The following is a 12,997-nucleotide window of genomic DNA, read 5'->3' as shown; positions in this document are numbered from 1 at the left end:
CGAGGGAGGAGCTTCATGATGTTTCGAGATCGCGTTGACGCAGGGCGCCGCCTGGCCTTCGCGCTGAGGCGCTACCGCGACGAGGCGCCCGTCGTCCTCGGGCTCCCGCGCGGAGGGGTTCCGGTCGCTTACGAGGTCGCGCGGGCGCTCAAGGCGCCGCTCGACATCTGGGTGGTGCGCAAGATCGGCGCGCCGGGGCACGAGGAGCTGGGCATGGGCGCCATCTCGGAGGGGGGCGACGTGTTCCTCAACGACGACGTGCTGGCGGAGGTCGGCGCCTCTCCGGAGCAGATCGAGGAGATGGTGGGCCGCAAGGCGGCCGAGGTCGAGGCGCGCGTGCAGCGCTTCCGGCGCGGCCGGCCGCCGCCCGAGCTCGAGGGGCGCACCGCGATCGTCGTCGACGACGGCATCGCGACCGGCGGCACCGTGCACGCCGTGCTCCGGGCGGTCCGCCGGCGCAGGCCGAAGCGCCTGATCCTCGCGGTCCCGGTCGCGTCGCCGAGGGCGCTCGCCGCCCTGCGCCCCGAGGTGGACGAGATCGTGTGTCTCGAGGCGGATCCGTACCTCTTCGCGATCGGCGCCTACTATCAGGACTTCACCCAGACCACGGACGAGGACGTGATCGCGCTGCTCGACCGGGCGCGCGGCGGCGACGCCGGCGCGGACAGCGAGGCAGAGCAGCCGGCGATCTCGCCGGGAGAGGAGCTCGCCGTCGAGATCGAGATCGACGACGCGCGCCTCGCGGGCACCCTGACGATCCCCGCCGGGGCGAAGGGCCTCGTCCTGTTCGCCCACGGCAGCGGCAGCAGCCGGCATAGCCCGCGCAACCGGTTCGTCGCCGGGGCGCTGCAGGACGCCGGGATCGCGACGCTGCTCCTCGATCTGCTCACCGCGGAGGAGGAGGCGGTGGACGATCGGACAGGCCACCTCCGCTTCGACGTCGAGCTCCTCGCGGGCCGGGTGCTCGGCGCGGCGCTCGCGACGCGCGAGCTGCCGGAGACGAGCGCGCTGCGGCTCGGCTACTTCGGCGCGAGCACCGGCGCCGCGGCCGCGCTGATCGCCGCGGCGCAGCGCCCGGATCTCGCGGGCGCCGTGGTGTCGCGGGGCGGGCGCCCCGACCTCGCCGGCGCGCACCTCGAGGAGGTCGTCGCGCCCACGTTGCTCCTCGTCGGCGGCGAGGACACCGAGGTGCTCGCGCTGAACCGGCGGGCGTACGAGCGCCTGCGCGGGCCGCGGGAGCTCGTGGTCGTGGAGGGCGCGACGCACCTGTTCGAGGAGCCGGGGACGCTGGACGAGGTCGCTCGCGCGGCCAGCGCGTGGTTCGTCCGCTACCTCTCGCCCCGGGCGCTGGAGGCGAGCGCCTGACGACCGCGCGGGGCCAGCGCGGTCCGGCACGCTTCGTGGTTTCACGGGAAGCATGGGAGAGCCCGTGGCGCAGCGGGGGGTCGGACTCGGCGAGGCACACACCCCCACGACGCGGGTCGCGCTCCTCGCGTCCGTCGCGGCGCTGGGCGGGTTCCTGTTCGGGTTTGACACCGCCGTGATCAACGGCGCCGTCGGCGCGCTGGAGACCGTGTTCACGGCGCGCGCAACCACGGTCGGCCTCGCCGTGTCGTCGGCGCTCCTCGGCGCGGCCGCGGGCGCGGTGCTCGCGGGCCGGCTGGCCGACCGTCACGGTCGGACGCGGACCATGCTCATCACGTCGGTGCTGTTCGTGGTCAGCGCGGCGGGCTCGGGGGCGGCGGTCTCGTCCTGGGATTTCAGCGCGTGGCGGTTGCTCGGCGGCGTGGCCATCGGGGCGGCCAGCGTGGTCGCGCCGGCGTACATCGCGGAGATCGCGCCGGCGCACCTGCGCGGCCGCCTCGGCTCGCTCCAGCAGCTCGCGATCGTCATCGGCATCTTCGCCGCCCTGCTCAACGATTACGCGATCGCGACCGCCGCGGGCTCGGCGGCGAGCCCGTTCTGGCTCGGCGCCGCCGCCTTTCGCTGGATGTTCTGGAGCGCGATCCCGCCGGCGCTCCTCTACGGGATCGGCGCGCTCGTCATCCCCGAGTCCCCGCGCTACCTCGTCGCGCGAGGGCGCGCGGACGAGGCGCTCGTCGTGCTCCGCGGGCTCGTCGGCTCTGCGGCCCGGGCCAAGCTCCTCGACATCCAGAGGACGCTCTCGTCGGAGCGCCGGCCCCGGCTCGCGGACCTCCGGGGGCGCCGTGGGCTCTTGCCCATCGTGTGGATCGGCGTCGCCCTCTCGATGTTCCAGCAGCTCGTGGGCATCAACGTCATCTTCTATTACTCCACCGTCCTCTGGCAGGCGGTGGGGTTCTCGGAGCGGAGCTCGCTCACCATCACGGTGATCACCGGCGTCACGAACATCGTGACCACCCTGGTCGCCATCGCGACCGTCGACCGGGTCGGGCGCCGGCCGCTGCTCATCGCGGGATCCATCGGCATGGCGCTGACGCTCGGCGCCATGGCGACCGTGTTCGGCACGGCGGGCGTGGACGCCGCGGGCAACCCCGTCCTGAGGGGCGCGGAGGGCCCTGTCGCGCTGCTCGCGGCGAACCTCTATGTCTTCTGCTTCGGGGCGTCGTGGGGACCGGTGACGTGGGTGCTGCTCGGGGAGATGTTCAACAACCGCATTCGCGCCCTCGCCCTCTCGATCGCGGCCGCCGCGCAGTGGCTGGCGAACTTCCTCGTGAGCGCGACGTTCCCCGCGCTGAAGCAGGCCGGCCTGGGCACGGCCTACGGGCTCTACACGATCGCCGCGGTGGCCTCGCTGGCGTTCGTCGTCGCGTTCATCCCCGAGACGAAGGGCAAGGAGCTGGAGGAGATGTGAGCGCCTGCCGGACCACGGCGCTGGGCATCGAGCGAGGGAGGGGGCGGGCGCCCGGCGAGGCCTGCCGGGCTGCCCCTGCGCGTGCGGGCGCCCGCCGCGGCGCGGCGGCTCAGGGGATCCCGAGCAGCCGGCTCCCCTGGTAGACGACGAGCGCCGCGACGTACGCGGCCGCGTAGCTGTAGGCGAGCACGAACGCCGGCCAGCGCCACGTCCTCGTCTCGCGGCGGATCGCCGCCACGGTGCTCATGCACTGGCAGGCCAGGACGAAGAACGCGAGCAGCGCGAGCCCGGTGCGGGCCGAGTACGCGCGCGTCCCGTCCGGGCGCTTCGCCTCGCGGATCCGCTCGGCGAGCGGAGCGGACGTCTCGTCCGCGTCCTCGATGCCGAAGATGACGCCCAGCGTACCGACCATGACCTCGCGCGCGCCGAACGACCCGATGAGGCCGACGTTGATGCGCCAGTCGAAGCCGAGCGGCGCGGTGATGGGCTCGAGCGCGCGCCCCACGCTGCCGGCGATGCTCGACTCGATGGGGGTCTCCGTGACCTCGGCGGCGGCGGCCGGCGCCTCGGCGGCGGCGGCCGGCGCCTCGGCGGCGGCGGCCGGCGGCTCCGGCGTCGCGGCGCCCGGCATGGGGACCTGCAAGAGCACCCACAGCACGGCCGAGACGGCCAGGATCACGGTGCCGACCTCGCGCGTGAACCGCCACGCCACCTGGGCGGCCTGGCGGGCGACGACGCGCGGCTCGGGGCTGCGGTACGCCGGCATCTGCTCCCCGGTGCGCACCTTCGCGAGCGGGCCGGCCGCTGCAGCGTTGCGCACCTCGCGGGGGGGAGGCCACGCCGGTCGGGCTCAGCGTCGCGGCGCTCGGGTCGAGAGGGAGAAGGGGGGCACCGGCACATGGGCCGGAAGAGATGCGCGCCAGGACCGCCTCCGAGCAGGGGCATTGCGGAGCCGGAACAAGTCACGGCCATCAAGTCCGGAAATCGTACATGTCGCGCATGATCCATTGCACAAATCGCCTGATCCGTGATATGGCACACCTGAACCGTGCCATGTCACGCTGGGCGGATTTCTTCCTCCCCACGATTTCTTGCCTGGGCGATGGAGAGAGTACGTTCACCGGTGGTGGCCTGAAAATTGCGGAGGGGGCCGCGCGACCGGAGGGGTCTTCGGTATGGCGGAGGCGAGATAAGAATCATCCAGGACTGGGAGGTTGAAGCTGAGCGGCTGCATTGCTGCGACGCATCTCTGCTTTCATGAGTCGTTCCCGGCACCGACAGCCGTGCTTCGTCGCGTCTCACGCACCTCGCGTCCAGACGTCGAGAAGGCTGCGCCGTGCGGCTAAAGGTGGATGGGACAGGAGCACGGATCACTCTCCTGGCTGTGCAGGTGGGTGAGCGGTCGAGGCCTGTCGCACGGCCCGCGCCGGCAGAGCCGCCGCCGGGGAACAGCCCCCGCGACGTGGATCAGCAGCGCCTGCGGGCATCTTGAGGGATGTAATGTCGTGGTTGCGAATGACATCGGTTGCGTTGTTTGGGGCGGCAGCGGGCATCGCTGCTGCTGTGATGGCCGGCAAGCATGGGTTTCCGAGCTCCCCTGATCCCTCGATGGATCCGGGGGCGAACGTGGCTCGAGAGCCGACGAAGGAGCCGAGTCGCAGGGCTCGACCTCGGACCGATGAAGCCCTGACGAACTCGCGGATCGCTCGCCTGGAGGAGGAGCTCGCAGCGCTCCGAGAGCAGCAAGCGCCCCAGCCACAAGAGGGGTCCACGTATCATGCCGTGGATGAACAGGCCGAGGCTCTTCGGGTACAAGAAAAATTCGCGACAGCTCTCCAGGAGTTCGAGCTGGCGTCGGTGGATCCTACCTGGGCACCGCAGGCCTCCAACTCGCTGCGGACCGACCTGGGCGCGCTCTCCGGGAAGCTCGGCTTCAACCTGGAAGACGTCCAGTGCAAGGATCGACGGTGCGTAGCTCAGCTTCAATGGGCGACGCATCAGGAGGCTGTCCAGCGGTTTGCCGATGTTGCGCATGCCGAGTACTCCGTCAATTGTGCCGTCGACGTCATGCTTAAGAAACCAGATGGTGTAGCGGTCGGTGTGACGAACTCCGTCATATTTCATGATTGTACATAGCTTGCCTTCGTTGTGAATTATCGTGGCTGTTGGTGGCCTGCGGCATCGCATGGTGCGCCGCCGCAGGTGGTTATTTGTGCGTGTTTGAGACGCTAAATGAAAGGTTCTATGAAAATCAGTCCTTTTTTGATTGCCTCTTTCCTGGGCGGATTCATCGTAGCGTCGGGGGCTTACAGTAATGCCTACACCAAGATCAGAAGATATCCTCGCCACACTTGTACGACTGTGGGAGACGTGGTTGAGGCGCAGGCCGCGGGGATCCCGACTGGCGGCGGCATCGTTTGTCCCCATGTGACCTCTGAAGGCTTCGAGGCGGGCGAAGTGCACGAGGTGCAGGTTAATACCTACTTCGGTAATCATCCTCCTGGTGCCGGCTTTCGGCCATTTGCGAAAGCGTGTGCGTTATTTCAGTCGATCCCGGATGTAAATTATATCTCGTGTGGTGTTTCGGTGTCTGTTCCCGCCAACGCGTCAGCGAGCAGCACGCAGCAGCTCACGTTTCGCTACGACTGGCTCGATGTGAACGGTCTTGAACCGTGGCATGACAATCCCACGTCTTATCTGTATATGTTCTACAGTGCAAGCGTCGGTACAAACTCCTTCTTGGCTGGTGTAAAGGTTGTCAAGGATTGACGGCGTCTCACCCATTGAGCGCAAGGCGCGCGCCCAGTACGGCTGCGCTCGCGCTATAAGCTGATCTCGGGGCCAGGTCGTCCCGCTCGCGCCAGCGCTCTTGTGCCGTCCTGGTGAGTCAGTACGACCGGAGCCGTGCCCGATGTCGTGGATGGCGAGAGGGCGATGAGGCTTCCGGCGAGCCTCGACTTCTCGGGCGATGAGCCTCATCAAGCTCGCGGACGACGAGGTGGTGGGGCACTTGGGGTGTTCTCCGGAGGGGCTTGCGTTCCGGCGAGCCACAAGAGGGGCTCGCCGGAACGTAAGTCCCGGACGTGAGCACCCCGGACTCCCTCACCACCCCACCCCGCGCAGCGAATTCCCTCTCCGGGCGCCGGGCAGCCCGGCGAGGCCTGCCGGGCTGCCCCTGCGCGTGCGGGCACCCGCCTCGGCTCGGCGGCTCAGGGGATCCCGAGCAGCCGGCTCCCCTGGTAGACGACGAGCGCCGCGACGTAGGCGGCCGCGTAGCTGTAGGCGAGCACGAACGCCGGCCAGCGCCACGTCCTCGTCTCGCGGCGGATCGCCGCCACGGTGCTCATGCACTGGCAGGCCAGGACGAAGAACGCGAGCAGCGCGAGCCCGGTGCGGGCCGAGTACGCGCGCGTCCCGTCCGGGCGCTCCGCGTCGCGGATCCGCTCGGCGAGCGGAGCGGACGTCTCGTCCGCGTCCTCGATGCCGAAGATGACGCCCAGCGTGCCGACCATGACCTCGCGCGCGCCGAACGACCCGATGAGGCCGACGTTGATGCGCCAGTCGAAGCCGAGCGGCGCGGTGATGGGCTCGAGCGCGCGCCCCACGCTGCCGGCGATGCTCGACTCGATGGGGGTCTCCGTGACCTCGGCGGCGGCGGCCGGCGCCTCGGCGGCGGCGGCCGGCGCCTCGGCGGCGGCGGCCGGCGGCTCCGGCGTCGCGGCGCCCGGCATGGGGACCTGCAAGAGCACCCACAGCACGGCCGAGACGGCCAGGATCACGGTGCCGACCTCGCGCGTGAACCGCCACGCCACCTGGGCGGCCTGGCGGGCGACGACGCGCGGCTCGGGGCTGCGGTACGCCGGCATCTCGAGCACCATGGGGAGCGAGCGCCCGCGGGTCGCCGTGCGCCGCAGCACGAGCGTGGCGATGAGCCCGGAGAAGATGCCCGCGACGTAGAGCGCGACGAAGAGCAGCGCCTGCACCCACGGGCCGTGGGCGGCGAAGAAGGTCGTCAGGAGGAGCGCGTACGTCGGGATCCGCGCGGAGCACGCCATGAGCGGCACGACGAGGATCGCCGTGAGGCGCTCGCGCGGATCGCGGAGGATGCGCGTGGCGTGCACGGCGGGCACCGCGCACGCGTGCCCCATCAGGAGCGGGAGGAACGCCCGGCCGCTCAGCCCCATGAGCTGGAGGAGGCGATCGATGAGGAAGGCGCCGCGCGCGAGGTACCCGCTCGCCTCGAGCAGCTCCATGGCGACCGTGAGGACCACGATCTGCGGCATGAAGGCGAGCACCGTCCCCGCGCCGCCGAGCAGGCCGTCGACGATGAACGAGGCGGCGAGCCCGTCGCCGAGGGCGACGGACACGAGGGCTCCGAGCTGGCCGATCGCGGCGTCGAGCACCTCGGTGACCGGGGTGGCCACGAGGAACACGGCGGCGAAGAGGACCGCCATGAGCCCGAGGAACAGGACGGGGCCGATCGCGGGGTGGAGCAGCACGGCGTCCGCGCGGGCGGTGAACGTCCTCCTCCGCTCCGCGGCGGCGTCGCGGCGCGGCGCCTCGACGTACGCGGCGCGCGCGACCGCGTCCGGATCCCACGTCGGGGCAGCGGCGGCCGCCGTCGCGCCCGCGGCGGCGGCCGGCGTCGCGCCCGCGGCGGCGGCCGGCGTCGCGCCCGCGGCGGCGTCGAGCCGCGCGGCGATGGCGTCGAGCACGGCGCCGCGCGCGCCGGGGTCTCGCGCGCTCACGAGCAGCACGGGCAGGCCGATGGCGCGCTCGAGGGCGCCGAGATCGATCCCGCGCCCCTCGCCCTCGAGCACGTCGCGCTGGGTGGCGACGACGAGCGGCGCGAGCCCGTGCCGCACGAGCTCGCGCGTGAGCCGCAGGCCGAGCGCGAGCTGGGTCGCGTCGAGCACCTGGACGACGACGCGCGGCCGCTCGCCGTCGCCGGCGCCGTCGAGGAAGCGGCGCGCGACGCCCTCGTCGGTCGCGGGGTCGACGACGGACTCGATCGAGTAGAGCCCGGGGAGATCGGCGATCGTCGCGAGCGTCCCGTCGGCGAGGCGCACGCCGGCGGTGAGGATGTCGACGGTGATGCCCGGGAAGTTGCCGACGCGCGCGCCGCCGCCGGTCAGCCGGTTGAACAGCGACGATTTGCCCGAGTTCGGCCGTCCGAGGAGCGCGACGAGCGGCGGCCCGCCCGCCGGCTCCCGGCGGGCCACAGGTCCCGGGCGAGGCGCGCGCGCGTCCGCGTCCGCGCTCGCGTCGTCGAGCGCGGCGGTCATGTGATCGGCCTCGAGGGGGCCAGCGGCGCGACCAGGATGGAGCGCGCGAGCGACACGTTGATCGCGAGCTCGCCGCCGGAGCCGGTGCGTACGTGAAGGGGGCCGCCGAACGCCCCGCGCCGGATCACCGTGAGCGTCTGGCCGGGGCCGAGCCCCATCGCATCGAGCCACCCGGCGAGCTCGGCGTCGAGGCCGACCTCGACCACGGCCACCCGCTCCCCGATGCGGATCTTCGCGAGCGGGCCGGCCGCCGTAGCGTCGCGCGCCTCGCGCGGTAGGGCGGCGGCGCCGGTCGGGTTCAGCGTCGGAGGGCTCGGGTCGAGAGGAGAGGAGGTTTCGGGATTCATGTGCCGATGTTGATTTTCAAATTCTAAGTCGTTTTCGCCGAACGTGCCAGCTCCTGGTCGAGATCGCTGCGCGCGCTGTGCGGTGCCGGCCGACACGCTACGACATGCGGGGCCTTTCGTGGCGCCGGGCGAGCATCGGACGCGACCTGGGGCACCGGCGGGAGCACCCTGCCGGCCGGTCCGAGCCGCAGGAGGCCGTTCCAGGTGATCCAGGTTATCGAGGATGGCGGGTTCGGCCTGGGTGGAGCCTGCGGTCGTCGTCGGTGCGCGCGCGCTGCTCGGGCGCGACCCGTTGCGTGTTGCGTGTTGCGTCTGGCGCGCGCGCGGGCCGGCTCGTGGCGCTCCCGGCGGAGGTCCACACGGGAGCGCGCGCTGGCGGGCTCGCGCGGACGTGCGCCTGGCCGGGGCGCGGCGTCGGTTTTACCGGGTCGGCAACTGGAACATCGACGCGAACGCTGCGAAGGTCGGATCCACCTGCGGCGAGCGCTCCTCGAGGATATCGCGCATGCGCTGCTCGATCGTCGGCTTCATCGACGGATGTGTCAGCACATAAAAGCGCGACTCGAGCACGGCCCGGAGGACGGCCTCGGCGACCTCCTCCGGCGGCATCCCGATCTGGGCAGCCTGCTGCAGCGCGAGCTGCTGCAGGCTCTGGGAGATCCCGTCGCGCGCCGGATCGGGCTTGTTGCGGAGCTCGGCTGGGCGGTTTCGCTCCGATACGGCGATCTGGGTATTCACGAGCCCAGGGCACAGCAACGACACGCCGACGCGCGCGCCGAGGAGCTGGAGCTCTTGCGCGAGCACCTCCGACATCGCGACCACAGCGTGCTTCGACGCGTTGTACGGGGCGAAGAACGGCGTCGAGAAGAGCCCGGACATCGAGGCGGTATTGACGATGTGTCCCTCTTCTCCGCTCTCCAGGAGAGGGGGCAAGAAGATGCGAGTGCCGTTGACGACCCCCCACAGGTTGACCGCGAACGTCCAGTCCCAGTCAGCCTGGGACTGCGCCCAGGTCGGCCCCACGGCGCCGCCGACGCCCGCGTTGTTGCAGAGGACATGCACCAGTCCGAGCTCCGCGCGCGCCCTCGCGAAGGCCGCCTCGATCTCGGATGCTTTCGAGACGTCGGCGCGCGCGGCGAGGACCACCGCGCCCGCCGCACGGAGCTCTTTCTCGGCATTTCGAAGCGCGCTCTCCTCGATGTCGACGAGCACGATCTTCGCCTTCTCGGCCGCGAACCTCCGGGCCATGGCGAGGCCGATCCCGCTGGCAGCGCCCGTGATCAGCACGGTCTTCCCATTGAGCTGTTGCATGGGGCGACGATAACAGGGCGGGTGTTGCCGCGCAACGGACGTCCAGCAGGCCCGGGGGCGCGCGACGCTCGGACCGGAGCGAGCGCGCAACTGCACGGCCTCGACGGCGCCAGGAGCGCATGAAATCAACCATGGAGCCCGGAGCGACGACAGCGACAGGCGCGGCGTCCATCCGCGTCGCTGGAATCCAGTGATCCGAACACGACATGACAGATCATGAGATCCCGCAAGGGCGCCCAAGCTTGACAAACGCGGCTCGTCGTGCGATGGACACACGCCGTGGACGCCCGCAAAATCCGAATTGCGCTCTTCGGCGCGCTCACGGTCCTGGGCACCGTCGGAACCCTGAACTACAACGTGCAGTTCTTGCTCGCGGGAGGCTTCAATTCCCCCACAGCGTTCGTCGAAGCGGCCATGGTCAATGCGGCGTCCAGCTCTGTGGCCGTCGACATCGCCGTATCCGCCACGGCGGGGATGCTGTTCATGGTGTTCGAAGGCCGCCGGGTCGGCGTGCGTCACATCTGGGCCTATGTCGTGCTCAGCGTCTTCCTCGCCTTCGCCGCGACCTTCCCGGCGTTCCTGCTGGCGCGCGAGCTGCGCCTCGCCGCGCGGGAGCGAGCGAGCGCCGGCGACCCGAGCCCGGCGCCTGCGGCGTAGCCGCTCGTCGAGGACGCGTCGGACATCCTCGAGGCGCTCGAGGTGCTCTGCGCTCGCGACGCGGGGGTCATCTGGGTTCCTGGCGATCACGCGCCGTGGACGACCGGCGCGCGGGCCCTCCGCGGCGAGGCGAAGGACCTCCGTCCGGTCGCGCGTCGCTGCGCCCTCGGGGTGATCGCGCCAGAGGACCCTTCCCCCGTGTGGCAGGGTGGAGGCGGGCCGCATCTCATCACCCCGATGTTCCTTCTCCACGGCTAGAGCGGCTCTCGGCGGCGCCTGGTGCGCTTTCCGGAGGGCCTGGAGCACGGGCGGGCCACGAGAGGGGCCCACCGGAGCGCAGGGCCCGGGGGCGAGCGCGCCAGGCCCGGCCGAGAGCCGCTCGATGGCACGAGTAGTGCAGGCGCCGGAGACGCGGCCGGTGCAGGGGCGGCGAGATCCTGCCGCGGGGCAATCTTTTCGTGGAGGCGACGGATCGGCCACGTCTCGACGGGGGCCCGACGTGCGGGATCGCGAGATTGCGGCGTGCCGTGGATGCGCGAGCTATCGACGTGGCAGCCTCGGGTCTGTATGCAAGGACTCGCGCACCTCCGAGCGAGCGTGGCGCGCTTGTGCGCCGAGGGCGCTGCATATTTCCAGGGGCGCGTCGAGCGCGCTATGGGAGCAGCTCAGAGCACCGTCGCTCGATTGGGTTACTCGATTGAGTTGGTTTCCTTTCAGGCATGTTTCGAAGACAAGTCGTTGGGTTCTCGTGTCGCGGCTGCAAAATTACGGCGACACAGGAAGAAAATGAACTGCAAATTCGCCCCGCGGTGACTGGTTGATCGCTATGACGCTTCATGTTAGGGACATCGTTCAACAGGGGTCTACGGCTGCTTTGATGCGAGAAGTGACCGTCGTCGCATGGCCAATCGAGGAGCGCATCACGCCGTGTCTCGACTCATCGATTGGGCGCTCTGACCCAGAACCCCATTCACCAAGCAAGTCAGCCGCCCGCGGGCCGCTCGCACCGGAGCGCAGCCGCGCGCATCGGAGCAGCCACGCTGCGGTATCGCGGGTGTAGGGTCTGATCGAAAGATCCTGCCGCACCACATCGGACGCAGGGATCGCGGATTTTTGTTCATGATGGGTAAGGAGAAGATGATGAGTTCCACCCGAGGCTACATGAGCGCCAGCGATATTTTGGCCTCCACGCGCGAGATTGTCCCGCTGCTCCGACAGCTCGGCGATCGGACCGAAGCGACCCGCAGGCTGCCGAACGAAGTGGTGGACGCCTTGACGAAGGCCGGGGTCTTTCGGCTGGTGATGCCGAAGGCCTGGGGAGGTCCAGAGGTGGATCCCGTGACGCAGATCCAGGTCATCGAGAACATCGCGCTCGGCGACGCGTCGGCGGCCTGGTGCTCGATGATCCTCTCCGGGAGCGGCTTCTATGCCTCCTACCTGGAGGAGAGCGTGGCGAAGGAGCTCTTCGGTCGCCTCGATGTGCGCGCCGCGGGGAGCTTGAAGTGGACGGGGACCGCCGAGAAGGTGGCCGGTGGCTACCGGGTGACAGGGCGATGGGATTTCGGCAGCGGCGCGCACCACGCCGACTTCATGGCCGCCGGTTGCCAGGTGACGGAGAACGGCAGCCCGGTCCTCACAGAGCACAACATGCCCAAGATCATGTGGGTGCTCATCCCTGGGTCGGAGCTCACCATCGAGGACACGTGGTACACAACGGGGCTCCGGGGGACGGGCAGCGATCCTTACACGACCAAGGATCTCTTCGTGCCGGAGGAGCACGCCTTCAACTTCATGGAGTGCAAGCGAAGCGAGCCGCTGTACCGCTACACCAGCCTCTCCTTGTACCGGATGGTCGGCGTTCAGCTCGGCATCGGCCGGCGCGCGATCGAGGTCGTACACGACCTCGTGCGGGAGAAGAAGGTGTTGCTGACGGGGAGCAGCCTGGGCGACGAGCAATGGGTGCAAATGGCGATCGCCCAGGCAGAAGCGATACTGGGCTCTGCCAAGAGCTACGTGAACGACGTCGTCGGCGACCTGTGGAATACGCTCCAAGCAGGCGACATGCCGTCGCTGGAGCAGCGCGCGAAGGGCGTGCTGATGATAGCTCACGCCGCGGATTCGGCCCGGCGCGTGATGGATAAGATGTGTGATGTGGCGGGTTCCTCCTCGATCTTCCCCTCAAGCCCGCTCGAGCGCCTCAGGCGTGATCTCATCACCGCCAATACGCACTTTTTGTGCCAGCAAAGGCAGTATGCGAGCATCGGTCAGGCGTTGCTGGGTATCGAGCCGGCGTTCCCCTATTTCTGAGCCGGTGCGGCTCTGTCGCGGAGGGGCGTCCGCGGTCCTGCGCGTGGCGGCGCCGCGATCACGGGTGTTGGGCTGCGGGTCCGCCGGGGTGTGGTGTCTTGGGTCATCGCTTCGGGAGTTCAACTTGCTTGGCGGAGCGGGAGAGCGCCGCTCCATGGCTTGAGCTGAGCGGCGCGTAGCTGGCGTTTCGGTGGCTCGCTCTCCCGGCGAGCTCGCCGGAACGGACGCTCGGCGTCCGGAGGTTGTGTGTCGTCGCG

10 protein-coding genes are annotated in these 12,997 nt (G+C 70.1%); 6 read left to right on the top strand and 4 right to left on the bottom strand.

The genetic code is table 11. From position 1 onward, the window contains the following. Window positions 1-15 precede the first annotated feature (15 nt). Both WMF31_RS37305 and WMF31_RS37300 read left to right on the top strand, forming a co-directional pair. A complete protein-coding gene (locus WMF31_RS37305; protein WP_436606666.1) occupies window positions 16-1,365 on the top strand; it encodes a phosphoribosyltransferase family protein in 1,350 nt (449 codons plus the stop codon). A gap of 52 nt (window positions 1,366-1,417) precedes the next feature. After that, complete coding sequence (locus tag WMF31_RS37300; protein ID WP_436606665.1) at window positions 1,418-2,833, top strand: sugar porter family MFS transporter; 1,416 nt, start codon at window positions 1,418-1,420, stop codon at window positions 2,831-2,833. 109 nt (window positions 2,834-2,942) lie between these two features. Here WMF31_RS37300 and WMF31_RS37295 read toward each other — a convergent pair whose 3' ends face one another. Then, window positions 2,943-3,653 carry a nucleoside recognition domain-containing protein gene (locus tag WMF31_RS37295; RefSeq protein WP_436606664.1) on the bottom strand — a complete coding sequence of 237 codons (711 nt, stop codon included), beginning with the start codon at window positions 3,651-3,653 and terminating at the stop codon, window positions 2,943-2,945. Between the two features lie 962 nt (window positions 3,654-4,615). Here WMF31_RS37295 and WMF31_RS37290 point away from each other — a divergent pair. Beyond that, window positions 4,616-4,969, top strand: coding sequence for a hypothetical protein (locus tag WMF31_RS37290; RefSeq protein ID WP_436606663.1), 354 nt, complete (start codon window positions 4,616-4,618; stop codon window positions 4,967-4,969). 108 nt (window positions 4,970-5,077) lie between these two features. Continuing rightward, the gene (locus WMF31_RS37285) at window positions 5,078-5,602 is read left to right on the top strand and encodes a hypothetical protein (RefSeq protein ID WP_436606662.1); all 525 of its coding nucleotides are present in this window, start codon (window positions 5,078-5,080) and stop codon (window positions 5,600-5,602) included. A 440-nt stretch (window positions 5,603-6,042) separates the two neighbouring features. Here the strand turns inward: WMF31_RS37285 and feoB are convergent, their stop codons facing one another. The 3 genes from feoB to WMF31_RS37270 all read right to left on the bottom strand — a co-directional run bounded on the left by feoB (window position 6,043) and on the right by WMF31_RS37270 (window position 9,776). After that, window positions 6,043-8,118, bottom strand: coding sequence for a ferrous iron transporter B (feoB, locus tag WMF31_RS37280; protein WP_436606661.1), 2,076 nt, complete (start codon window positions 8,116-8,118; stop codon window positions 6,043-6,045). Beyond that, on the bottom strand, window positions 8,115-8,465 hold the full coding sequence (locus WMF31_RS37275) for a FeoA family protein (RefSeq protein WP_436606660.1): 351 nt from the start codon (window positions 8,463-8,465) through the stop codon (window positions 8,115-8,117). Before WMF31_RS37275 ends, feoB begins: the two co-directional genes overlap by 4 nt. Window positions 8,466-8,885: 420 nt before the next feature. After that, window positions 8,886-9,776 carry an SDR family NAD(P)-dependent oxidoreductase gene (locus WMF31_RS37270; RefSeq protein WP_436606659.1) on the bottom strand — a complete coding sequence of 297 codons (891 nt, stop codon included), beginning with the start codon at window positions 9,774-9,776 and terminating at the stop codon, window positions 8,886-8,888. Window positions 9,777-10,055: 279 nt separating this feature from the next. Here WMF31_RS37270 and WMF31_RS37265 point away from each other — a divergent pair, with 279 nt between their 5' ends. Together WMF31_RS37265 and WMF31_RS37260 are read left to right on the top strand one after the other, a co-directional pair. Further along, window positions 10,056-10,433 (top strand): DUF2834 domain-containing protein, encoded by a 378-nt coding sequence (locus WMF31_RS37265; RefSeq protein WP_436606658.1) that lies wholly within the window; start codon window positions 10,056-10,058, stop codon window positions 10,431-10,433. A gap of 1,119 nt (window positions 10,434-11,552) precedes the next feature. Next, window positions 11,553-12,740 carry an acyl-CoA dehydrogenase family protein gene (locus WMF31_RS37260; RefSeq protein WP_436606657.1) on the top strand — a complete coding sequence of 396 codons (1,188 nt, stop codon included), beginning with the start codon at window positions 11,553-11,555 and terminating at the stop codon, window positions 12,738-12,740. Window positions 12,741-12,997 lie beyond the last annotated feature (257 nt).

Origin of the sequence: Sorangium sp. So ce1036, from assembly GCF_051369805.1 — a bacterium.
Lineage (GTDB): Bacteria > Myxococcota_A > Polyangia > Polyangiales > Polyangiaceae > Sorangium > Sorangium cellulosum_F.
Note: the sequence above shows the minus strand (reverse complement) of the source record. Positions and strands in the feature narration are given on the sequence as shown.